Source organism: Aureliella helgolandensis, from assembly GCF_007752135.1.
Classification (GTDB): Bacteria; Planctomycetota; Planctomycetia; order Pirellulales; family Pirellulaceae; genus Aureliella; species Aureliella helgolandensis.
Map to the genome: position 1 here is coordinate 1637087 of NZ_CP036298.1, position 23421 is coordinate 1660507.

14 protein-coding genes are annotated in these 23421 nt (G+C 56.7%); 3 read left to right on the forward strand and 11 right to left on the reverse strand.

Translation table 11 applies throughout. From position 1 onward, the window contains the following. Positions 1-128: 128 nt before the first annotated feature. From Q31a_RS05850 to Q31a_RS31065, 10 genes are all read right to left on the reverse strand, one after another. Positions 129-1328 (reverse strand): cadherin repeat domain-containing protein, encoded by a 1200-nt coding sequence (locus tag Q31a_RS05850; RefSeq protein ID WP_145075379.1) that lies wholly within the window; start codon positions 1326-1328, stop codon positions 129-131. 122 nt (positions 1329-1450) lie between these two features. Continuing rightward, the gene (locus Q31a_RS05855) at positions 1451-3253 is read right to left on the reverse strand and encodes a type IV pilus biogenesis protein PilM (protein ID WP_145075382.1); all 1803 of its coding nucleotides are present in this window, start codon (positions 3251-3253) and stop codon (positions 1451-1453) included. 84 nt (positions 3254-3337) lie between these two features. Beyond that, the gene (locus tag Q31a_RS05860; RefSeq protein WP_197356269.1) at positions 3338-5365 is read right to left on the reverse strand and encodes a type II secretion system protein GspK; all 2028 of its coding nucleotides are present in this window, start codon (positions 5363-5365) and stop codon (positions 3338-3340) included. Between the two features lie 2 nt (positions 5366-5367). Further along, positions 5368-6426: a type II secretion system protein gene (locus tag Q31a_RS05865; RefSeq protein ID WP_145075388.1), complete on the reverse strand. Its 1059-nt coding sequence runs from the start codon at positions 6424-6426 to the stop codon at positions 5368-5370. Position 6427: 1 nt separating this feature from the next. Beyond that, entirely contained in the window at positions 6428-7057 is a 630-nt protein-coding gene (locus Q31a_RS05870; protein ID WP_145075391.1) for a type IV pilus modification PilV family protein, read from the reverse strand. A gap of 51 nt (positions 7058-7108) precedes the next feature. Then, positions 7109-7789: a pilus assembly FimT family protein gene (locus Q31a_RS05875; protein ID WP_145075394.1), complete on the reverse strand. Its 681-nt coding sequence runs from the start codon at positions 7787-7789 to the stop codon at positions 7109-7111. A 12-nt stretch (positions 7790-7801) separates the two neighbouring features. Beyond that, positions 7802-8224, reverse strand: a complete 423-nt coding sequence (locus Q31a_RS05880) for a type II secretion system protein GspG (protein WP_197356851.1) — start codon at positions 8222-8224, stop codon at positions 7802-7804. Between the two features lie 79 nt (positions 8225-8303). Next, positions 8304-9503: a type II secretion system F family protein gene (locus tag Q31a_RS05885; RefSeq protein WP_145075400.1), complete on the reverse strand. Its 1200-nt coding sequence runs from the start codon at positions 9501-9503 to the stop codon at positions 8304-8306. Between the two features lie 197 nt (positions 9504-9700). Continuing rightward, complete coding sequence (locus tag Q31a_RS05890) at positions 9701-11401, reverse strand: GspE/PulE family protein (RefSeq protein WP_145086903.1); 1701 nt, start codon at positions 11399-11401, stop codon at positions 9701-9703. Positions 11402-11899: 498 nt separating this feature from the next. Beyond that, on the reverse strand, positions 11900-15379 hold the full coding sequence (locus Q31a_RS31065) for a secretin N-terminal domain-containing protein (protein WP_145075402.1): 3480 nt from the start codon (positions 15377-15379) through the stop codon (positions 11900-11902). A gap of 229 nt (positions 15380-15608) precedes the next feature. On the opposite strand from Q31a_RS31065, the gene Q31a_RS05900 reads away from it, so the two are divergent. The 3 genes from Q31a_RS05900 to Q31a_RS05910 all read left to right on the forward strand — a co-directional run bounded on the left by Q31a_RS05900 (position 15609) and on the right by Q31a_RS05910 (position 21865). Further along, positions 15609-16967 carry an ATP-grasp domain-containing protein gene (locus Q31a_RS05900; RefSeq protein WP_145075405.1) on the forward strand — a complete coding sequence of 453 codons (1359 nt, stop codon included), beginning with the start codon at positions 15609-15611 and terminating at the stop codon, positions 16965-16967. 396 nt (positions 16968-17363) lie between these two features. Continuing rightward, positions 17364-20414: a DUF1553 domain-containing protein gene (locus Q31a_RS05905; protein ID WP_231691081.1), complete on the forward strand. Its 3051-nt coding sequence runs from the start codon at positions 17364-17366 to the stop codon at positions 20412-20414. A gap of 77 nt (positions 20415-20491) precedes the next feature. Further along, positions 20492-21865: a DUF1501 domain-containing protein gene (locus Q31a_RS05910; protein WP_391575324.1), complete on the forward strand. Its 1374-nt coding sequence runs from the start codon at positions 20492-20494 to the stop codon at positions 21863-21865. A 159-nt stretch (positions 21866-22024) separates the two neighbouring features. Here Q31a_RS05910 and Q31a_RS05915 read toward each other — a convergent pair whose 3' ends face one another. After that, positions 22025-23401 carry an IS4 family transposase gene (locus Q31a_RS05915; RefSeq protein WP_145072543.1) on the reverse strand — a complete coding sequence of 459 codons (1377 nt, stop codon included), beginning with the start codon at positions 23399-23401 and terminating at the stop codon, positions 22025-22027. Positions 23402-23421 lie beyond the last annotated feature (20 nt).

Below are 23421 nucleotides of genomic sequence, written 5' to 3' on the forward strand. Positions count from 1 at the left end.
GGAAAGATAACCTCCGCTACAAGTCAATTAAGGTCGCAACCGCCGCGTTAAAATTCAAATTGCTATGAAATCAACAGCCCCCGAAGCAACGGGCATTCAGGCAAATCCCGCGTCGCGAATTGCCAACGCTAATCCGCTTTGCTCTTCTCGAACGCGGCAGCCAGAGAGGAATCCATTCCAACGGTCCAGTGAGCTCCATCGGTCTCAAATTCAATAAAGCCCTCTTGGACGTTGATGCTCACCACTTTGGCTTTGATGGAGCCAACTTCGATTTCTTGACCGGGGGTTAGGTCGAAGCGGTTGTTGTCCGTCCGCGAGCGAACCATCGCTTCGGGGCCATTCCGACCACTGACCAGTGCCGACACGAACGTTTGCGTGGCAACGTCAAACTTGGGTGGCTCCACTTTCTCCTCTGGCTTGGGGGGATCGACGACGACTAAGGTGAGCTTCTTTTCAACCGAGCGTCGTGGCCATCCGCCATCGCTGACCTCCACGGTAACCTCAAACTCTCCGACTTCCTCGGGCTTCCACTTCAGCCGATTGCCTTGCAGTTCAAGGCCCTTGGGGGAATCGGTGGAGACCAGTGCGAAGTCGATGGGGTGGGCTTCCGGATCCTTGGCGGCTAATTCTTCGCTCCAAGACTCGCCACGCGTCAGGGTCAATTTGCTAGCCGTGCTGAGGCTCGGCGGTTGATTCGGGGGGGAGAATGGATTGCGATTCAGGATCACCTCTTTGTATTCGTCGATCGACATGGCCAGGCGACCCGATGCCGAATCGCTAGGTTCTTGCGTTGGCGATGCACCCTTCAATGCCAGGGCGTTGGCGGCGATGGAAATGCTGAATAGATTGCCCTCTTTGCCCGCAGGAGTCAGTTTGATGCTGGCCAAGGTGTGTAGGTAGTCTTTGCTGTAAAACTTGCCCAAGAACTCGATGGCCTCATCGGTTCGGCATTCGCCAGTGAGCTTGAAATTGTAGATTTCATACGCCGAATTCGAGATGGCTAGAGCATTTGACGGCGGTATCGATTTAATGTTTTCAATGCCTGCTGCTTCGCTAATTTTGATGAGCCAGTCCCCATATTGCGCGATCGCAGCTTGGGAGTCGGTAGGGAGCGATTTGCGAGTCAGTTCGCCGATCTTTTTCGACGCGATCATCCCGTCGGTCATCGTGCGACGCAAATCATCGCTCTTGTCTTTCTCAACTTTGAGAAGATCCTGTTTGAGCTCGAGGGCCCCGCGCAGGGAACTGACACCATACTGAATGCCGAATAACCCGACGACTACGCTCACACCAATTGCCAAATATCGTTCTCGTTGAGTCATCGCCATAGTAGGTTCTGTGTGTCAAAAGGTCTGGGGGATGAGCGTAGCGCGTGGACTGCGGCCGGAGGAACGGGCCAAGCGAGCATTTTGCAAATGTGTTCGCTGCACCATCGATTCACGTTGGCGATTTAGGCCGCAGGTTTTTTAATTGGTTTCAATGCGGCTTGTTTCTGGGGATCGCTAACTGGAGCCGCAGGCGTTGGGGGGCTCGCCTTGCTTTCGCTTTCCTCGGTGGGAGAAGCTTCCTTGGCCGGAGTGGGTGTCTGCGAGTTACTGTCACCGTCCGCTCCGGCGGCTTGGCTGGCTGGTCCCGGCGGTGCAACTTCGGATTCATCGATCACTGCATCGCTGGCTTCTTCCTGCCCAGTTGCCTCTGCCGCCTCTGTGGGCGTTTCTGGCAGAGCCTCCGCTGGCGGTGTATCGTTCGCCGCCCCAAGCTCCGTCATGGCTTCATCGAGTGTCCAACCACGGTTGACCAGTGAAATCGTTTCGGTGACTTGCCAGGTATAGCCGTCGACAGGAGTGGAAATCTGCATTTTTGAAGTGCCATGGACGATATGGTCTTCATCCAACAAGGCCGCTTCCAGTTCGCTAATCGTTTCAGAGCGGTCTGCGTACACGGTGCCGATGCGGATGTGAGGAGGGCTCGAGTTGAGTTGGAGGTTTGCGATTTTTACTTTGTTGGCGGGGGGTAAGCGTTTGGCGATGTAGGTGACTTCATCGAGCCAATTGGGAGACGAAGCGAGAAAGTTTTCGATCTGCTTGAGCTCTTTGACTTTCAATTCCGCCTTGGCAACCGACTCCTTTTGTTCAGCGTTCCTAGCTCGGGTGAATTGAATTTCTTCATCGAGTGCGGCATTCGTAGAACGCCACCAGAAAACGCCACCGATCAACAGCAACGCAGCGGCGCTGGCGGCCAACACGTAGGTAACGGTCTTCTTTTCCTTGGGGGGACGCTTCTTGGGATTCTTGAAATCGAAAGTCGCTTGCTTGTCGGCCTGGGAGAATACGACCGCCCCCGCCATGGCAGAGATGCGGGGGCCGCTGAGATGTGCCAGTGCGTGCCGATTCTCTGTTTCAACGGGCAGGACACTCGCCGGATCGACCACTGCCACGGTCGCCCCCGTAGCATCCGCCACAATCTCTTCGATCGTGGCGGCCAGTTCTGGTGCGGCAATGAGAACGACTTGGGTTAGTGGTTCATTGCCCAATTGGCTTGAGGCGGCCATTAGACTTCGGCGAATCTCACCGTTAATGGCCGACGCAAATTGCTCGGACGATGCCGGGAGTTTGGTACCTCGCACCTGCACGACGCGACCGTCTCGCACAATCATGAAATCTGCGGTGGTTTCGGACACCGAAACGACCATTGCGCGTCCGCTGCTGGGCAATCCAGCTGAGGTCAAAGCGAAGCGGGCGGTTTCAATCGGCCGCAGCGCCACATTTTCCAAGCTCAGCCCCGCACTGGTACAGACGGAATCGAGTTCTGCCAAATGGGCCGGAGAGATCACTCCAGCCAGCACCGTCAACATCTCTTGCCCAGGTTCATCGGGGAGCAATATGTAGTCGAGCGCCCAGCTGTCGCCCATGTTGGACAGCTGACGTTGCGCTTGAAAGCGAATGATGTCGGGCAACTCGCTAGCCTCGACGCGCGGCACCGTGACGGTACGCAATTCTACGATTTCGCGGGAGGCGATGACAATGGCCTCACCCTTGATACCACCCAGTTCGGCGACGGCGCGATGCAATGCCATTTCGGCATTGGTGTTCTGAGGCAACTCTGATTCAGGATCCGAGTCACCCTGCTGTTCGTCGTGGTCTACGATAGGCTGGCAGTTCACCTTGTCCAACACGATTTTGCCGGAGCGCTGTGAACCGGTGGCTACGATCAAACCGTCGCGTTGCCAGTCAATGATAATTTGCTTTGACACAGTTCAAGAATCTCTCTAGCTGTTGTAGTTGCTCGTGAAGGACTACCTGGAATCCTATTGTAATTGCTGTGAGGGGAAAATGAGCTACTGCATCATGGAACCACCAGGTAAAGTTGCGTCGAGTCGCTGACCGAGGGTGGGAATGTCGAAGCCGCGTCCCAAATGGTCCATGCGACGGAAAAACAGGATTTCAGGGATGTCCCCTGCCCCGCTGACAATCGCCTCTATTCTGGAAAAACTTGCACTCCCCTCCAAATATCCCACGATCTGGGCTTTGAAGACATCTCCCCCACAGGTGATGAGTGGCAGCAAGGCACGCATTTCGTCCATAGTGATTAACCCCTCAACTACCAGCCAAGTTTCGTAGTTTCGCGTCTCACTGTCGGAACCGTCGGTGCGGGCAATCAGAATCTCGTCGACAATTTCATCGCTGAGCCCCGGTATTCCACGCAAAATTTCATGCGGGCAATTCATAATATCGATCCGACCGGGAATCGCCGTCGCATCCACGGTCGTGAGATTTTCCATCAATAGCGGAGTTGAAAAAGCTAGTTCAATTGGGCCAGATGCAAACGGGGATGTGTAGGTCACCTCATTGTTGCCCTGTGGGAGCGTGATCGTGCCATCGATGACATCCAAGACTTGGTTGAAGGTGACACTCCCGGCCTGGGTCAGATCGATGGCATCGAAGGCAGCCATCGACCAAGGCTGCGCCTGCCCTTGGTCCGCAGCGTTGAGCTGTTCACCCGCTGCTTGAAGGGATCCGAGCTGGCTGCCCAATGCTCCATCTTCGGCAGAGCTGTCGGCGGCGGCCATGCTAGCCAGTGTCACCAAAGGGCTGCTGCCATTGCCTCCCGGCTTACCACCAAAGCGATAGGCGACGATAAAACTGGCCCACTCCTCATTTCCCAGGACTTCCACCAACTCTGCGTAGAGTGTTTCGAGATCGTCACCATTGATGTTGATGCGTGGCAAACCGTACGCATCGACGTTCTTTTCCATGCTGTGCAGCGTTAGGTATTGCGCCCAGCCCAGCGGCGGTGGAGGCGTTGCATTGGGATCCATGTTCATAGTGGCGGCCTGCCCGGGCATCGCTCCGGCCATCATGCCATTGTTCATCCGCGTCGTCTCAGCCTGGTCCAAGAAGCCGTTCCGATCCGCGTCGTAGCCAAACAGCAATTCCGCAGTGACCCCACGTACCAAGAGCAATTGTTCGATGGATTCGATCGGTCCATTGGCGGGTTTGTAGGGTGTTTGAACCTGCGAGTAGTAGTCGTCGAATTCCGCACCGTAGGGGCGCGGTAGATCGTCCTCGTCGATCCAATCCAGGATGGCATCGGCAATATCTTCGGTCATACCCGGTAGAGCCAAGAGCATGTTGGTGGCGAAGCTCGATGCGGTCGTGGCGGTTGCTTCGCTGGCTAAGCCGGACAGCAGGTCTTCGGCGCCCGCTTCACTCGCCAAACCATCCAGTCCTGCGGTATCGCCCCCCGCGAGTTCGCTGGTGGCGCTGGCCGCCAAATCACCACTGGCCGCTAATGAATCCAGCTGCACAAGCGTGTTGAGGTTGAGCTTGGCCGACTCATTCTGCAGGCCGTAGCGAATTCCGGTGTAGTTGCCCATTTCGTCCAAGGCTGGCGAAATGATGGTGTAGTTGCCGCGGCGGGCGGCCGCCGTATCGGGAATGACATTGCGTGCGTAGAACAAATCGTTCTCCCAGGTCCCCCCCTGCTCAAGCCGCTCATTCTTGGTGTAGGAGAGAAATAGCCGGACGGCCTGCGCACCCGATTCGGCGCACATTCGAGCTTGCAATCGCGAACTCGACAATTGAGCCGATTCGTGCGAGTTCAGCATGGACCGAGAGAAATTCAAGGCGGCCAAGGAGGCCATTACCACGACGATGAGTACCAACAGGAGGATGAAGGCCGGTCGTCGGGGAGCGCGTCTCGGGCGCCAGCTTCGGCCTCTCAGCGGTGCGGCTCGACTGGGCTGTCGGTGTGTTCCCGATGCCGGTATCGCCCTACCAAAATCACCCGCTGGTGGCTGCCCAAGGTGAACCGTTGTTCGTTGGCTGGAGCGCGTTGTCAAAGTTGCCTTGGCATTGGTATTCATGATCATAGCCCCATCGAACTCATCCCCGAGGCCGCGTCCAGAGAGGCGGTATCGGCTGGTTTCAGTTGTGCTCCAGGAATGGCCACCACCAACTCGTAAATGTTGATTCCATAAGTCTCGCGATCAGTCTGTGTCAGCGTACTGACCGAAGTCCCAGCGGGTAGAACGGCAGTCTGACTCCCCGATTCCGATTGCATGGCTAGTGTGATTTGAATCAACCAAGGGAGCGATTGGGTGGAGGAGTCCCATTCGGTCAGCCATTGAGTGCCGTCGTAGTAGGCGAATTCAAGCATCAACACTTCAGGCGCAACGAGGTCGCCCGTGCGATACAAACTCTGGGTATCTCCCATTTCCTCGGCATAGGCGATCACTCCGCGATCGAGTTGCCGTCGGACAAGACCCGATGAAAATCCTTGGCTGAGGCTGGCGGCACTCGCGGATGTAACATCTCGGGAGAAGTTGGCCATGGCATCGTCGACACCCTGGGCTGTCGCCTCCTGGACGTAGTAGGTTACCGTCTTCATGTCTCCCGGCACGTCAGCGATAATGCTATCGGTAATCGAAGCCTGTTGGGGAGTGTATTCGTCGGGGCGCGGAATACGGCTCACATCAATCATCAATGAATATTGGTCTCCATAGATGCCTGGTGGCATGGCCGTTGAAATCGTTGCGCCGAGGGTGTCTGAGTCGCTCGTGACGCTGGTGACAGTGGTCGTGCTTGAGGAGTCGAGGCCTGCAGTACCGCTATCGAGCTCGGAAGTTTCAGCACCGGTTGTCGTGGCACTTCCGCCACCTGAGGCACCGACGAGCTGCTCCAGGACTGAGGTGTCGTACTCCTGTTCCATCACCACGCTGCGGATATCATCCGCCATCATGGTGAGGATGCTCCGCGCCAGTTGCTGGCGGCGAATATCGGCCCCGCGACTGGCGAAATTGCGAGCATACATTTGCATCAAGCTGCCAATGAGTGCCGTGGCAACGACCACTAACGAGAGGGCGAGCATCAGTTCGACCAGCGTAAAACCACCTCGTCGTATTCTGGGGGAATCGTTATTGGGCATCTTAGTTACCTCCCCGCCCACCGGCTGTGGCGGCACCAGCTGCGGAGGAAGTGCCGCTCGTCGCAGAACTGCCCGCACTGGCTGCGTTGCTCGAGCTGGCTGCACTGCTCGAGCTGCTCGAAGAAGAGCTGCTCATCTCCTCCTCGAGTTCTTCTTCGGGAGGAGTGTCGAGTCCTAGGGTGGGATCGATCATCCAGCGATTGACGGACAGGTCATAGGAGGACTCGTTAAAACCTCCGCTATTCGGATCGGCATACTGTACGGCAACTTGAATTCCCACCATTCCCGTGACTTCACTGGGAACGCTGAGGATTTGGTACATCCACCCCTGTTGCGCGGCGAGTGACATGCCGCTTGGGGAAAGGTAATCGGTCCAAGTCACTGGCTGCGCTGGAATGACGCCCGCGATCACTTGGTTCATGACACTCTCAGCGACCATTTCGGCTTGAGTGATTCTTTGTGCCTTGAGGGCGTTCTGTGTGGCGATCCGCATTCCCTGGGAAATATAGGCCGATGCAATCGCCAAGATGGTCAATGCCAGTACGACTTCCAAGAGCGACAAGCCGCTGCGTGGAGCGGTAGAATCGCTCGTAGCCGAGCGTCGCTGGAAAGAGGTTGAGACGTTGCGCATCGCGTAGGCCCGTATCGAATTTCTATGGAATCGTTGAATCTTCGGCAGGGGTCACTGCGCTTCATCTCCAGAAGCGACGTTGGAGACCTCGATGGATCGAGTGTGGCCGGTCAAACCTCGCATTTGGACCGCCTTCACATCGCCGCGACTGTTCTTGATCTGCACTTCGGCGGTGCTGGTGCTGCCATCAGCATAGAAGATTACCCTCTGTCCGATGTTGCTCGTGTTAAGGTCGTTCACGCCACTGCCGCCGGAGAGCGACTCCTGCGTTATCGAATAGGCACGCATGTCACCGACGACCAGGCATTGAACGAAGGTAATCGTTTCTTCGAGTGTTTCACCTTGGAATTCTTCCGTGTCGGCACTCGTCATAAAACCGTTGTCTTGCGTTTCGACCAATGCTCCGCCACTGAGTAGCGTAGCGCCCGTACCCGCGGTGGTCGTGTCGGCTTGGAGAACAAGTGGTTTGACACTGAAGTTCCCAGTTCCCGGCTCGCACTCGAAGACTTGGTTTTGGCCGGTCCGCATGGCTTCCAAGCGAGCTTGGTCCCACCGCAAGCGGAGTGCATCGGTGGCACCCCGCAGTTTGCTGCGTTCCCACATGGCTCCCAGGGAGGGAGTCACTATGGCCCCGATCGCGGCGATAATCGCTAGCACAAGCATCAACTCAAGCAGCGTGAACCCTGAACGTTGGGTACGCTGCGAAGCACGGGTTGGAGTCGATGCGATCATGGTCCTGGAGGCCTAACTTTCGATGTCATCTTCGGTACCGCTTTGTCCGTCGGGGCCCATTGATTTCAACTCATAGGTGGCACCGTCGGAGGTGTATTCGTACTCATGACCCCAAGGATCTGGTTTGATCGGTTCCTTGGATTGTTGGAACCACTTGCTCTCATCTGCCAAGTCGGATGGTTTTTCATACAGGGCATCGAGACTCTGTGGGTACGAGAAGGCTTCCAGTTTGTAGGAATCGAGCAGGACTTCGTAATTGTCCATCTGCGCCTTGGCCGCCTTGGTTAACGCTCGAGTTTGAAAACCACCGATATTGACCACTGCAATGCCTGCGATGGCAGCGATGATCACCAACACCAGCATGACTTCGAGCAACGTAAAGGCACTGCGACGGCCAGAGCGTCGAGCTGACGAGTGACTTAGTTTGCGTGGCATGATTCTCTCCATAACAAAATTCAATCTTTCAGTGCCCAAGCGGGGTTGCGATTGCGATGAACTCTTCGCAGGCAACTCTTTAAACCGCGCCGGAGCTGTTAAGTAGCGGCACCATGAGTGCCAAAACAATAAAAAACACGACGCCAGCCATGAGGAGCAACATCATCGGCTCCAACAAGCGGACGAGCATGTCCATCCTGCGGAAGGTTGTTCGTTCCAGGCTGTCGGATATTTGTATCATAACTCGATCGAGCGAATTGGATTCCTCCGCCACCGAGATCATTTCCACCACTTGATTGGGAAAATGCCCTGAGGCAGCTAGGGGAGTCGCTAGTTTTTCTCCTGCGGTGATATTCTCGCTGGCCTTTTTAATCGAGGCTGACAGGATGCGATTTCCGGCTGCGGCCCGACTAATTTCCAACGAACGCAAGATGGGGACACCGTTGTTCAACAAGGTGCCCAGGACGCGGCAAAAGCGGGCGACAGCCAAGCTCAGGAAGATCGAGCCAAACAGCGGAAACTTGATCTTCGCCCAATCCAACCAATACTTTCCCTTGTCCGTCCGCAAAAAGCTAACGGCGCTAAACAAGCCGATGCAGATGGTGGCAATCAGCAACCACCAATAGTTTTGCAGGAACGCACTAAAGGCCAGGAGCATGTCGGTTGCGGCGGGGAGTTGTCCCTTCTCGCGCAAGGTTGCGAAAAGGGGCTCAAACTTGGGGACGAAAAAGATAATCAAGACCGTGACCACCGCCGTTCCCACGCATCCCAAAAAGACGGGATAGGCCAAGGCGCCTGCGGCCCGCCCCTTCATGTCTTCCTGTTGTTCGGTAAAGGCGGCGACTCGTTCCAAGGCATCTTCGAGGAAGCCGCCTTCAGTGCCAGCCCGCACCATGTTGACTGCCATGTCATTGAACACGCGAGGAAAACGCGCCATGGCGACTGGGAGCGGTTCTCCCTCCTCGACCTTGGACTTGATTTCCACCAAGACCGCTTTGAGAGCCGGCTTACTCGCCTGACTGCTCATGACCGTGAGGGCCCGCATCAACGGAACACCGCTGCGGAGCAGGGAGGCAAGCTGATTGTACGCATTGGCCATCACTTGCCCGCTCACCCGCTTGGAACGCGCGTCACCGGATCCCTTGGCTGGCGTGATCTCGACCGGCATTAACGACATGCCATCCAACATGCTCAACACATCGCGTTGGCTGTTGGCGGTGAGGACTCCTGTTTTGCGCTGCCCGCGCATGTCGCGAGCCACGTAGGCATAGTCAGGCATGGAGCGTAGTCGGGTGAAAGGATTTCAGTAGGGTAATGGATGGTGTTATCGGGACTCCAGGCTCTGCCTGGGTAGCCGCCGTGTTGCGGGCCGTGTCTGTTGGGCTTGGGAGGGCTTGCTGGCCGAGCCTCCCGCGCAAAGCCTCGCTAGGCGGGCTCTGGCAGCGCGGTGCATTCTAGGGGCTGTGCCTCGAGGCGTTAGCTCAATCGGTCTCCCTTGGTGACTCGCAAGACCTCTTCAACGCTGGTGCGACCCTCGATGGCTTTGTCCCAGGCATCCATTCGCAAGGTTCTCATGCCAGCCTTCAAAGCGGCTTGCTTGATGTCCCAAGTGCTCACTCGCTCGTGCGCTAATGCTTTGATATCTTCGTTGGTGACCAGCAATTCATAAATCCCCATTCGGCCGGTATAGCCGACATTGCGGCAGGTTCGACAACCGGCATGGTGGTACATCGGCTGACCAGCCAGTTTGTCCCAGGGGAAGTCATCGGGGAGGTCTTCTTGGGAAGGGGTATACGCTACTTTGCAGGCAGGGCATAGGCGTCGTAAAAGTCGCTGTGCCATGATGCCTTCCACGGTACTCGAAACCAAAAATGGCTCAATCCCCATATCGACAATCCGAGTGAAGGCACCCGCCGCATCGTTGGTGTGAAGGGTACTGAAAACCAAGTGACCGGTCAGCGAAGCTTGAATGGCGTTCTCCGCAGTTTCTTGATCTCGAATTTCTCCCACCAGCACCACATCGGGGTCATGCCGCAAGATGCTCCGCAGCGATGCCGCAAACGTGAGGCCAATCTTGCTGTGCACCTGAATCTGATTGATCCCATCCAGCTGATATTCGACAGGATCCTCGGTTGTAATAATCTTATTCTCAGGGCTGCGGATTTCCAGCAGTGAGCTGTACAGCGTGGTGGTTTTTCCAGACCCGGTCGGACCGGTTACCAGCACGATTCCGTGCGGCAAGCGAATTAGCTGGCTGAATAATCGGTGGGTGTAGGGGTCCATTCCCAAGCCCTGCAAGTCAAACTTCATGGCCCCCTTGTCGAGAATACGCATGACCAAGCTTTCGCCGTGAATCATGGGAATGACGGACAAGCGAATGTCGATCTCGCGGCCGTGGACTTTGAGCTTAATACGCCCGTCCTGAGGAAGGCGTTTCTCCGCGATATTCAATTTGGCCATGATCTTCAAACGGCTGATAATTGCCGCTTGAAAGCGATTGATCTCGGGCGGAACGGGTTGGTCTCCTAGGATGCCGTCAATCCGGTAGCGAACCTTGATCCCCGAAGCTTGCGATTCAATGTGCACGTCACTAGAACGCGAATCGACCGCTTCAACCAGGATTTCGTTCACCAGTCGGACCACCGAGGCTTCCTGAGCCATTTCGCTCAGTTCGCTGCCGTCGGTTTCGAGATCTTCCAACAACTGGATCTCGCCATCCTCTTCGCGAGCTGCCATTAGCCCTTCGACCGTCTCCGAACCGACCCCCAAGTGCTTCTTCATCAGTCGCGCGATTTCCGCCCGCTCGGCGACGACTGGCACGATGGTCAGGCCGGTTGCAGCGCTGGCTTCGTCAATTGCATAGACGTCAAGCGGATCAGCGGTAGCCAGCGTGAGTGAGTCGTCGTTGCGGCTCAGGGGGAATAACGCGTGTCGGTAGATCAGCTTCTGAGGGAAGGTTTTGAGCAGTTCCAGGTCGACTTCGGCGTTGCGAAGGTCGACGAAATCCATTCCCAACTCTTCACCCAAGGCGCGCAGGGCTGGCTCTTCCTCGCACATGCCTTGCGTAATTGCCGAATTGATCAATTCCCCAGCTCCGACCGCTTGTGCACGCAACTGCCCGAGTTGCTCGCTGTCCAGCAGGCCGCGTTTAAAGAGGATTTCACCAGCTTCGAGCATTACCATTGCACAAGAACCTTTTCGAGACTGTTTCTGAGTAGGCGGAGGGAGGGGGAAAGTAACTCGTGGCGATCCCCGTTTTGCCCATTGCTTCTAGGTTGCCTAATTGAATGCAGATTCATCAGGCCCAAGGAAAGGGGGGGCGTTACCGTTGGTGGGCTAGGCGGGCCCTACATTATGACACAACTACCTTGAAAATGCGCCTAAAACTTATTTCGGTGCTTTGGGCTGGTCCTCAAACAATGCCTGGGGACCGGTCGTCCGGCAGGTTGCCGGACCCTAGGTCGAGCCCCCTCGTCGGGTTGCCGCCTGCAGCCAGCTGTCGATTTCAACGCGTTCTTCGCCAGGAAGTCGGAAGCCGTGCTCCTAATCGCCTCGTAGCGTCAGCCATGCAGGGTCGCCCAGGCGGTGGGTCGCTATTTCAGCGGGCCTGTTAGCGCCAGGGCGCTCGCGACATAGCCAGCGTCCATGTGTCCACCGCTCGGTAGCGTCGTGGGGTTAGCGGCCTCCACCGCCTCCACCGCCCCGTCCGCCGCGGTCTCCACCGCCACCACCGCCGCCGCCGCGTCCGCCGCGGTCGCCGCCACCGCCGCCGCCGCCGCCAAATCCACCGCGTGAACGCATGGCTTCAAAGAAAGCGGCTCTGCGCGCTTGCGTGGCGGCATCATCGCTCGATCCGCCCCCCCCGGAGGTCGCCTCTGGAGTGGAGGCGGTAGTCGTACTGCCAGCAGCGGTTACGTTTGCTTGAACGCTTGGTCCCATGATGCGTGCGATACTGGATTGGAACACGGTTCCGCTGATCACGCCATCGAGTGTGGCGTACCCCAGCCCTTCCTCTTCAGCGGCACCCGCCTCATCGAGCAACGCGACCAAATTCCTCAGCTCTTGGATTTGGGCCGGTTGGGCGATGACCAGTAGCATATTGGTCTTCGTATCGGCGCTCAAGGAGATTTTGGCTTCGGCCAGCGAAGAGGAGCTTCCTCCGCCTCCTCCGCCTCCACCGCCGCGACCGCCTCGACCACCACCCCGCAGGGCCTCAATGATGGCCGCCGGATCGGGTTGTCCACCGCCACCTCCGCCACGCGAACTGCCACCTCCGACACCCTCGATGCGGTCACCGTACAATCCCTTGATCATGTTCAATACTTGGGTGACATCCTGGGTGACGACCGGAATCATGGCAACTTGGCCCCGCGTTTCGATCGAAAAGGGGCTCTCCACTTGATCGATCACTGTCAGCAATTGTTCGATCATCATCATGTCCCCGGGACTTGCTTTGACGATCAGGCAGTTGAGTCTTGGATCGGCGGTAATGGAATAGTCTCCACTGGCAATCCCACTCGAGCTGGAACCGAGCAAGTCGTCGCCCCCGCCTCCCAGCAGGGCACCGAACATGCCGCCGCCCATCATTGCCCCGGCCATATCGCCGAGCAGTCCGCCGCCTCCACCGGAGGTTGACGCGGTTCCACTCAAGATTGTTTCTAGTAGCTCTTTGGCGGAAGCGGCTTTGATGTTGGAAAGGTAGATGACCGTTGGCTCTCCAGTGCTCATCGCAGCTTGATCTGCCAGTAATTGCAGTAGCTTGTCGAACTCCGCCAATGCCTCTTTGTCTTCTGAGGCCACGATTAAACCGCCGGGCCCTTCCATGATCGTAATGGGGCTTCCCTTGCCAGGCCGAGCTGGCTTGGCGGTAGCGGCGGTAGCGGCGGTAGCATCTGCCACGGCGTCATCGGAAGCTGTTGCTTCGGCAGTCGCCTCTGCCGTTTGCTGAACGAAGGTGAGTCGTCCGGCAGGGATGGATTGCGAATTATGAGCGGAAGCCGAGCTAGCGGACGCCGCGGACTGCGAATCTGGCGCGGAATCCTCATCTCGCTCCGTAGCGCGGCGCGCTTGCGGAGTGGTGGCTCCTGGAGTTGACGTCGGAGCAAAGGAACGCTGCGGTAGCAGTGGGCCACGGCCGTCGGCTGCTGGAGGAGCAACGACACGTATGGGATTCACGTCTCCCTTGCGAGTCTTCCAAAGCAATTCCAGTTGTTCGAGGGTTTGCTGTGCGTTGCGACCGCTCAAGCCTGGGTAGGTCTTGATGGTGTCACCAAACAAATCGCTCGTGGCGGCATTCGACTCAAGCGTCTTCAGGAGTTCCTTGATCTGTGCAACCTGGGTGGATGAGCCCTTGACCCAAACTTGGCGTTGCAGCAGGTCGCCGTCAATCACCGGTGCGCCGCTGGCAGCATCGGCGGTGTCGGTCAACCCAAAGAACTTCTTAATAGCGGCAATTGCCATTTGAGTGTCGAGTCGGTCCAATTGAATCACTTGGAAGTCTGAGCTCTCGCCCGCTAGTTCCTGCAGGGTTTTGCCCACCAAATCATGTTCGGAAGGACGGGCTTGCAGGATTAGCTGATTGGACACCGCGTTCTGTGCGAGTCGCACGTCGGGGGAGCCTGCCAGCATTTGCGATACAATTTCGTAAGCGGTCTGCAATTCGATTCCGACCACTTGATGCCGCTGCAGCACGGGGACTTCGGTGGTACCACTAATCGACTCGTCGGCGTCGGGCATCAGGTCCATCCGCGTTACCAAATCCTTCAGGATCTGAATCTTCGCCGGTTCGCCCTTGGAGTAAATCGTTGTGCCGAAGGTGTTGATCGAGATGCTGATTTCGTCACTAACGTTAATGCCTTCTTCGAGCCCCAGCAGTGGTCGAGCTACCGATAGGATTTCTTCGGCATTGATGTGTTTCAAGTCCCAACTCTGAACCGCTGAGCCGCGCGAGGAAGTGGGATCCTCGGCACGTTCAATCAACGCGGCGATGGCGCGAACGTTGCCTGCCATGTCGGTTACGATCAATTGCCCTGAGGTTGGTAGGCTGACCACTTTGCCTTGCAAACTGATCAATTGTTCAACATCCGCTTTGACATCTTCCGGATTGAGTCGCTCCAGGGTGAACATGAACTTGACTGGTTCGAAATGCCCGCGTCGTTGCAGTTCATCACGGTCGACATAGTCGGCGATTTCCGAGATGAACTCGCCGGCCTTGTCTTGATCCTGCTCGAAATCAACGCATCGCAGCATTCTACCTTGACGCATTAGAGTGTGTCCGGTGTTCAGCAGAGCCGCATTCATGATGTCCATTGCTTCGGTCACACTATAGTCTCGCGAGCGATCCCGGAAGCTGAAGGAACCAGGCGGGATCGTGTCGTTCTGTACGGAGAAGTCCCCCTGTTCAGCGAGCCATGCGATAACGTCGCTCCAAGGGACACCGCGGAAATTCATCTGCAAACGGATTTCGTCGACGGGCAATTCGGAATTGTCCAGTACTCGCGTCTCTCCCATCGCATCGCTAGGAGAGTTGGCAGCGACAGCGGAAGCTTGAACCTCAGCGGCCCGCTCGGGCGGCGTGGGCTCTCCGACTTCATTGCGAGCCACTTGCCCAGCCATGACCTGCCATTCGGCCCACTGAGAATCGGACAGTTCTTGACGAATGGCACGCTGCGCCTCATCGCGCACACGATCGGCCGCCGGGGTGCGCCGCGCCGCCTTAACCCTTTCCGTCCAGTCACCGATAACCTCCTTTTGGAGCTCGTCTAAATTGAGTGCCTGTGCCACCTCGGGAGCATCGAGCGACAGCATGCCCCGCCATTCGATGCGATACTTTGCTAGCTTGGCTTGCTGCTCTGGATTGAGCAGCTCAAAGGCTAGCTTCTCCGATTCGGCACCAAAATCAGCACGCAGCGTATCCTGCTGAGCTAGTGGAGCCTCTCTCAAAGCTTGCCCCAACCCAATCGCAGCGCTCATGCGACTCCGTCGCAATTGCTGCAGTTGCTCTTGCTGTGCTTCTGTCAGCTCAAGCTTCTCAGCCGATTCGGGTTTGAGCATTTCGCCCAAGACGCCAAGGTAGTCCTGAGCCTCCACCAGAGTGTCGCCTGAGAAGGTCAGTACAAGCAGCAGAAGTAGAAAAGTTCGAATACGGAGTAGCATGTTCAATCTCGTACAGAGAGTCTGTTAATGGCGGGGAATCCCACCTAAGCTGCGTGCGGCGCTGAGTAAACCGTAGTTGGTGCGCCCGGATCGGCTGTTCCAATCTAATTGGCGTGCAAGAATATGCAGCCAAGAAGTTTAGCAAAGTATCGATTTAGGTCGTGCGGAACTACCGAGTTTACCAATTAACTACCCAATCCAACCCAATAGTTTCTGCAAAGTTTCGTCGTTGTATTGTGACAATTTGCACGTCCGGCAGTCATCGGACAACTCCCGCACCGTTCTACCCGTTGCCATTGGCTACTCGGCCCGAGCTCTGGCTGAAGCGATCTGCAGTGCTGGCGGTTCTCCAATCGTGTTGGATCACTTTGGCGATTGCGATACGTTAGCTGCTGCTGCTCAATTTCAGGCTGTGCCTCATTGGGGGCACAACCCACCTAGCGTGCAATATGACCGCCTGCTGGAGCAGCTCCAACAATGCGTCCAGAGCGTATCGCCTGTTCACCGTAAAGGTGCGTATCCTTGGTGTGGAGGTGTTTTTCTGGGCGGTGGCATGGAGAATTGGCCAGAGTTGTTGGAAGCGATTGCCACTCACTTCCTGATCCTCGGCCCCAGCGCGGCGCAGATAACGCAACTTCGCAGTCTCGAATTTCTACTTCGTTCCGCCGCTGCCGCCGGTGTGCGCGTTCCGCCAACACTCGCCCAAAATACTCCTGCTGCATCTTCCATGAACTCAAATTCCCAATGGATTTGGAAGCCTTTCCAGGGTGCTGGTGGTCTCAAAATTAATCGTCTCAGTACCGATTTGTTACAAAGCGTTACAAGCAGCCCTCTGACGGCCGACCGCGCATCGCCGGGGTATTGGCAGCAATTCCAAAGGGGACGCGTTGTCGGCGCCACCTGCATCCTCGATGACGATTCCGTCGAATTCGTGGGAGCAACCGAAAGCTACCTGAAAGAGGATTGGGCAGGCCCGAGCGAGTTCATTTATCGCGGTAGTTGGGGCCCACTCCCGCTGTCTCCTCAGTTGCGTGGGCGGATCGTGGCGTTGGCCGAGTACGCGCGGCAGGAAATCGGCTTGCGCGGCTGGTTGCAAATGGACCTTGTCGTGGATGATGCTCAGCGCCCTTGGCTATTGGAATACAACCCTCGTTGGACCGCCGGCATGGAGGTTCTGGTCGCCACCGGACGCAACCCTGTTGCGGCACACTGTCGCGCTTATCGCGTGCACTTGGCCCCCTCGTGTAAACGCACCAAGAGCAAGCCGAGCGATGGCGTCTTGCCGGTTGAACACCGCTTTGCCAAAGCCGTCTACTATGCAGAGCAAGATATCGAGCTAACGCCCCGTGGGCTCGACGCATTGCATCGACTGGGGTGGCATCAAATTGGCGATTTGCCTTCACGAGATTCGCTGGCGACGGTTATTCCCCAAGGACATCCCCTGCTCACTCTCAAGGCCTCCTGCAGTCATTCAGCGAGTCCCGCATCTTTGAGCTCGGACGCCGAATTCAGCCAGTCCGTTGTGCGGCGCTTGTTGCTGGATCGCCTGGATGGGGTGCGCACGCGAGTCGAGCAGGCCATCGACTAGCGGGATTGCTTGCGCGGGTAGGCTACGGCAGCTCTGTGCCGCATGGCATGGTCTCGGCCAGGGTGTGGCAATTCTGTTGGCAGCTTGCTGCTCCCTCCCCAGCTCGCCCGGCTATCGGAGCCCTGTCTCTAGTGCGCTAGGCCTCTCGTGTGCTACGACCAGGGGAGGCTGCGGCAGCACAGGTTGATTTTTCAACCTGCTAAATACACACGGGGAACTCCCCTAATCCACGGGTACGTGAGCGCGCCCCACAATCGCAGTTTCCAATTGAGCAGGTTGAGGTGTGGTACAATTGAGAGTTTGCCTTGCTGCCGGCGCGGTCGAGTGCGCGAACGTTGGTTCCACGAGCAATTATTATCACGATGCAGGCGAAGAGTTGGCGAAGGAGGAATTGGTGTGAGCACGAGTGCCTATACAACCTTTTTATCAGTGGCGTTGTGTTTCCTCACGATCTCTTGCGCCTGTTCATCGGAGGGAACAACGTCGAAAGTTTCCCAGGAGGAATTCTTTCGCGAGCGGGTGGCACCAATCCTTCAGCGGCGCTGTTTGAGCTGCCACAACCATGCTGAGCGCAAGGGCGATTTTTCTCTACAGTCGTTCGCCACGTTGCTTGAGAGCTCGTTTTTAGAGCCTGGTGACGCCGCAGCCAGCCACTTGATGGAGGTTATCGCTCCGTCGGCCGGGGCGCCTGAGATGCCCAAGGACTCCGATCCACTGACCGAGCAGCAAATCACAGACATTCGGACATGGATTGACGCTGGAGCTGTATGGCCTAGCGAGTTTGAATTGGAGCCCCTAACCATCGAGGATTACGATTGGTGGTCCTACCAACCGGTCGTCGCCCCAGCCGTACCTCGCACGTCGGCCCCCTGGGGACGTACGGTAGTGGATCAATTCATCCTCAAATCGCTCAAGCAACAGGGACTAGCACCGAGCCCTGAAGCGGATCGGCGGACTCTGATCCGACGGCTCACATTTGATTTGGTGGGGTTGCCTCCTTCACCCGCGGAGGTGGAGGAATTCGTTAACGATCCCGATCCGCTGGCCTACGAGGCCCTCGTTGACCGTTTGTTGGAATCGGAGCGTTACGGTGAGCGCTGGGCACGACATTGGTTGGACGTTGTCAAATACGCCGATACTTGTGGGTACGATAAAGACAAGCTGCGACCCAATGCTTGGCCCTACCGAGATTACGTCATTCGCTCTTTCAATGAAGATAAGCCGTATGGGCGGTTCGTGCAGGAGCAAATTGCCGGCGATGCGCTTTTCCCGGGCACCGCCGATGGAATTTTAGGGTTGGGATTCATTGCTGCAGGACCTTGGGACTTTATCGGCCATGTGGAAGTTCCCGAGTCTAAAATTGACGGGCAAGTAGCGCGAAATCTCGATCGCGATGACATGGTATCGAACGTCTTCAACACCTTCTGCAGTGTCACCATTCAATGTGCGCGATGCCACAACCATAAATTCGATCCCATTACTCAAGAAGATTACTACGGCCTGCAAGCGATGTTTGCGGCGGTCGACCGAGCCGATCGTCCCTACGATCTTGACCCCAGTGTTGAACGGCAGCGGCAGGAATTGGTCGCTCAGCAGCGGCAACTCAAGCAGAGTTTGCAGCAGCTCGAACAGGAGATGGCCAGCGCAGGGGGGCAACCGCTGCTTGATCTCAAGCACGAGATCGAACAATCGCACAAGAGCTTGAATCTCGAAAAGCAGCCCGCGTTCGGGTACCACAGCCAACTGGTTCAACAACCTTCCACGGAGAAGTGGATCGAGTTGCAATGCGAAACCGTCCAAGAGATTGGCACCGTAGTGCTGCATCCCTGCCACGACGACTATGCCTCCATCGGTGCGGGGTTTGGCTTTCCCATCCGTTTCAAGTTGGAAGCGGCGCGGGAGGACGGGGAGTGGCAACTACTGTTTGATCACACACAAGAGGATTTTTCGAATCCTGGACTCACGGAATTGAAGGTCGCTGTGGGGCATTGCCAAACCGATCGAATCCGTCTGACGGCAACGAAGCTGGCCGAACGCAAAGGCGATTTCTTTTTAGCGATGGCAGAGATCGAATTGTTGAACTCTAGCGGTCGATCGGTGTCGGTTGGAGCGGTGCAAGCGCTGGATTCGATTGAAGCGGCTCCCCGCTGGGCAGCTGACAATGTCCTGGATGGCGTTTGGCCAATGTATAGCGATCCCCGCGGGGCTCAGCGACTGTCGCAGGCGATGCAGGAGCGAGATGCGTTGTTGCGTGCGATAGAAACACCGGAACGCATCGCTCAGCGAACTGCTTGGCTAGCCGATCTGCAGCGCGTCGATCGCAAGTTGTCAGCCTTGCCTGCCGGTAAAATGGTATATGCGGCAGCGACGCATTTCTCGCCCCAAGGCAATTTCAAACCGACCAATGGCAAGCCAAGGCAAGTCCATGTGCTGCATCGCGGAAACGTGCAGCAACCACTGCAGGTTGCCACCCCTCGCGTCCTGAAGCTGAATTCGGGTGAGGACACGCCGTCGAACTTGGAATTGGATTCCGTGGAGGAGGAGGCGCAGCGTCGCGTTGCACTCGCCCAATGGTTGACGCGCCCCGATCATCCGCTGGTGTGGCGCTCGATCGTGAATCGCGTTTGGCAATATCATTTTGGTGAAGGCCTGGTTGCAACGCCGAACGATTTTGGCCGCATGGGGGCCCGGCCCACCCATCCCAAACTTCTCGACTGGCTCGCAGCCGACTTTCGCGACCATGGACAATCATTCAAACGCCTGCACCGGTTGCTCGTCACCAGCAGTGTGTATCGCCAGTCCTCTCAAGGGGACGTAACGCAGGAAGCCATCGATGGAGGGAATCAGTACTGGTGGCGAATGAATCGCCGGAGATTGGCAGCGGAGGAGGTTCGCGATTCGATTCTATCGGTTAGCGGAGCTTTGAATCTCGAGATGGGAGGTCCTGGATTTTACCTGTTTGAATTGGAAAAGCCGGAGCACTCACCCCACTTCGAGTACCACAAATTTGATCCGGCCACGTCGGCTAGCCATCGCCGCAGCATCTACCGATTCGTCGTGCGTTCGCAGCCCGATCCCTGGATGACTACCCTGGACTGTGCCGATTCGTCGCAAAGCACTCCACGTCGCACGGAAACCCTCACGTCGCTGCAAGCCCTCTCGCTGCTAAACAATCCCTTCAATCTGCACATGGCAGAGCAGTTTGCGGAGCGTGTGGGAGGCCGTACCGCTGGCGATTCGTCTGCGTCCACTCAGCCGAGCGATTCGCAGTTTGCGGAGCCCGCCGAACAATTGCAGGGGCAGGTCGAGCAGGCGTTTCGCTTAGTGACCCAACGACAGCCAAGTGAATCAGAGTTGTCGGAGATGACGCACTACGCGGCCGAGCACGGTTTAGCGAATCTGTGCCGTATGTTGTTCAACTTGCATGAGTTCGTTTTCTTAGATTGAGTTTCGTAAGCATGTTTGACCGCCGACAATTTCTTTCCGATTGCGGTGCCGGCTTGGGTGGCCTGGCGCTGTCGACGATGTTGCATCAAGCCGCTGAGGGGGCAGGTGCAGTCAAAGTACTTCATCACCCCCCTAAAGCTCGGCGAGTCGTGCAGCTGTTTATGGCGGGTGGCGCAAGTCACATGGACTTGTGGGATCACAAGCCGATGCTCGAGAAACACCATGGCGAAGAAGCCGATTTTGGTGAGCCGGTGGAAGCCTTCCAAGACGGCTTAGGACCTTGGATGAAGTCCCCGTTTGCCTTCGCCCCCTATGGGCAAGCGGGGAAGATGCTGAGCGAAGTCGTGCAACCGCTGGGAGCTTGCGTAGACGACATCGCCTTCATTCACAATATGGTCAGTACGACTGGGGTCCATTCCCAGGCAACGTACTTGCAGGCCACCGGATTTCAGTTGCCGGGGTTCCCCGGTATGGGCTCCTGGGTAAGTTACGGGCTTGGAGCGATTACCGACAACTTGCCGACGTTCGTCGTCTTGCCTGATCATCGTGGGTTTGCCAGCAATGGTCCGAAGAACTGGGCGTCGGCGTTCCTGCCTGCCAGCGCGCAGGGGACAGCTATTTTTCCGCAGCGTGAAAACGCCATCGAAGATCTGCAGGCGCGGGCCGATTTCGTGACCGAACAAGGCGACCGGGCTGGCTTGTCCTTGCTCAAACGCCTTAACTCGCAATATTCGGCTCAACGCGCCGAGGATTCACGACTGGACGCACGCATCCGCTCCTACGAACTGGCGGCCCGGCTGCAATTGAGTGCTCCCGAGGCGCTCGACCTCTCCCAGGAACCGGCGCATGTCATGAAAATGTACGGACTCGACCGCCTGGGTGCCACTTACCCCTCCGAGATCAATCCAGCCGAAGAGGCCGAGTACTTTGGACGCAAGTGTTTGATCGCGCGGCGTCTGCTGGAACGTGGCGTGCGGTTTGTACAGGTCTGGTCGGGGAACGACAATAGCTTCCCCCGCCGCAATTGGGATAGCCATGAAGACATCGCTCGCGATCACGGGCCGCTAGCGCGGGGTATGGCTGTGGGGGCAGCAGCCTTATTGAAAGACCTCAAGCAATCGGGAATGTTGGACGACACGATCGTGCTGTGGACCACCGAGTTCGGACGGATGCCCAGTACTCAAGGATCCACGGGGCGTGACCACAATCCATTCGTGTTTACCAATTGGCTAAGTGGTGGTGGGATCCAGGGAGGTATCAGCCATGGAGCCTCTGATGTCTGGGGATACAAGCCCCTTGATCGAGATAATCCGACGCAAGTGTACGATATTCATGCAACGATTCTGCACTTGCTGGGAATTGACCACCGTCGATTGACCGTGCGAAACAATGGCATCGACCGCCGCCTGACCGACGTTCATGGGCATGTGATCCATCAAATCCTGGCTTAACTGGACAGGGACGCGTCGCTTCGCGACTCACGCGATGCAGCCCGGGCCTGGCCGGCCGTACAAGGCTCCGCCTAGTGCATTGTCAACACTAAAAATTAGGGTTTAGCGAGCGTTCGGAAAAAGGTGTCCGACACGAATGGCACTTAATCGGCGTAAGTCCTATGCCTCCCCGGGTTTGTATTCGCTTCTTGGCTTTTGCATCAGCTTGTATTTCTTCGGTCTTCGCTTGAGCACCCTGGGCTCGTAGCGGTCCGGTCGATTGCCAACTGCGTGTTGCAAGCAGCAGCGGTACAACACAGTGCATAATTCATCGGCGTTGCTGATTAGGCCTAGAACCGGAAGCATATCCGTCACCGTTGTCAGTGTTGACTTGAAACTGATATGCCAAGGTTGAACGTCGCCTTCGACGGCCGCTTCAGACATCACCCCGCGAATCAAATTGTAAGCCAACATGTGCGTCCGAATTTCGTTCCGCACTCGATGCGGCTTTTTACAGCGCAAGTGTTCCATCTGCATGACCGTTTTCAAGCTCCGTAAATGAAGTTCTGCTTGCCACCTTCTACGGAACAGGGCCGCGATGTCCTCCCTCGTGTACTCCGTATCGTCCGACAGCGATGTGTGAACGATAATCTCGCGAGTGCGAAATCCGTTGTTCTCAACTCGGATACGGATCTCGCGAATGGTGATGAAGTCCGGGTACGTCTCGTACTCTTCAATGCTCATCCAGTCGGGACGAGCTGGCTTGTCGATTTGGATGGAGTGATCGTCTTTGCCGTAACGAATTCCAGTCCGAAAATCTGACTTGCGCAACTGGTGTTTGCGAACAACGACGTGTGCACCACGTTGAATCATCCTCGCCATCTCGAACCAACCCGCATAGGCGCGATCAGCTAGGAAAACATCGGTTTCTTCGATGATTGCGTCGATCTGACGAAACAAACTTACTTCGTGAGTGAACTTACCTTTGTATCGGCCCATCGCCATGTCGAGCACAACGCCAGTCGACAACGCGAACAGTACAACGACTCGCAAGATCGGAAATCCACAACCGGGTGCTTGACTACTAAGTTGCGGGTAGGCGGCTTGATTCTCCGACGTGTCTGCCATCGTGACGGTGGCACCATCGGCGGTGATCACGCGGTGCCCCAGCCATCGCCAATGGTCGGGACTGCTGTCTTCAATCGCAAGTCCGCTGGCCGTCACAAGACGTTGCATGGATTGCTCGTCGATTTTGTCTCGAGCAATGCAGTAAGCACCGGTTTCGGCAGAGCAAGCAGTTTGGTTGTTGGCGACTCGATGGGTGATCAGCTTGGCGACCGCAGAGACGCAGCCGTGGTGGATGCTCATGACTTGCGAGAGGAAGACCCACAGCGTGACCGATGTGTTGTAAACTCTGGCCGAATCGAGAATGGCACTTGCATTGCCAAAGACTGACGCGATAGTCTCTTTGGAGATCAAGGCGGCGAAGTAAAGATCGCCGTGTTGGCGCGCATGTTGGACTCGACAGCGGAACGAATCAAACGGATGATGGCACACGGGGGCTTCCTTGCTTGGTG

What these genes read in the sequence shown, in the direction of transcription:
- Q31a_RS05850 (WP_145075379.1), bottom strand. Translation starts at nt 1,328, where the DNA reads ATGGCGATGACTCAACGAGAACGATATTTGGCAATTGGTGTGAGCGTA.
- Q31a_RS05860 (WP_197356269.1), bottom strand. Translation starts at nt 5,365, where the DNA reads ATGAATACCAATGCCAAGGCAACTTTGACAACGCGCTCCAGCCAACGA.
- Q31a_RS05865 (WP_145075388.1), bottom strand. Translation starts at nt 6,426, where the DNA reads ATGCCCAATAACGATTCCCCCAGAATACGACGAGGTGGTTTTACGCTG.
- Q31a_RS05870 (WP_145075391.1), bottom strand. Translation starts at nt 7,057, where the DNA reads ATGCGCAACGTCTCAACCTCTTTCCAGCGACGCTCGGCTACGAGCGAT.
- Q31a_RS05875 (WP_145075394.1), bottom strand. Translation starts at nt 7,789, where the DNA reads ATGATCGCATCGACTCCAACCCGTGCTTCGCAGCGTACCCAACGTTCA.
- Q31a_RS05880 (WP_197356851.1), bottom strand. Translation starts at nt 8,224, where the DNA reads ATGCCACGCAAACTAAGTCACTCGTCAGCTCGACGCTCTGGCCGTCGC.
- Q31a_RS05885 (WP_145075400.1), bottom strand. Translation starts at nt 9,503, where the DNA reads ATGCCTGACTATGCCTACGTGGCTCGCGACATGCGCGGGCAGCGCAAA.
- Q31a_RS05890 (WP_145086903.1), bottom strand. Translation starts at nt 11,401, where the DNA reads ATGCTCGAAGCTGGTGAAATCCTCTTTAAACGCGGCCTGCTGGACAGC.
- Q31a_RS31065 (WP_145075402.1), bottom strand. Translation starts at nt 15,379, where the DNA reads ATGCTACTCCGTATTCGAACTTTTCTACTTCTGCTGCTTGTACTGACC.
- Q31a_RS05910 (WP_391575324.1), top strand. Translation starts at nt 20,492, where the DNA reads ATGTTGCATCAAGCCGCTGAGGGGGCAGGTGCAGTCAAAGTACTTCAT.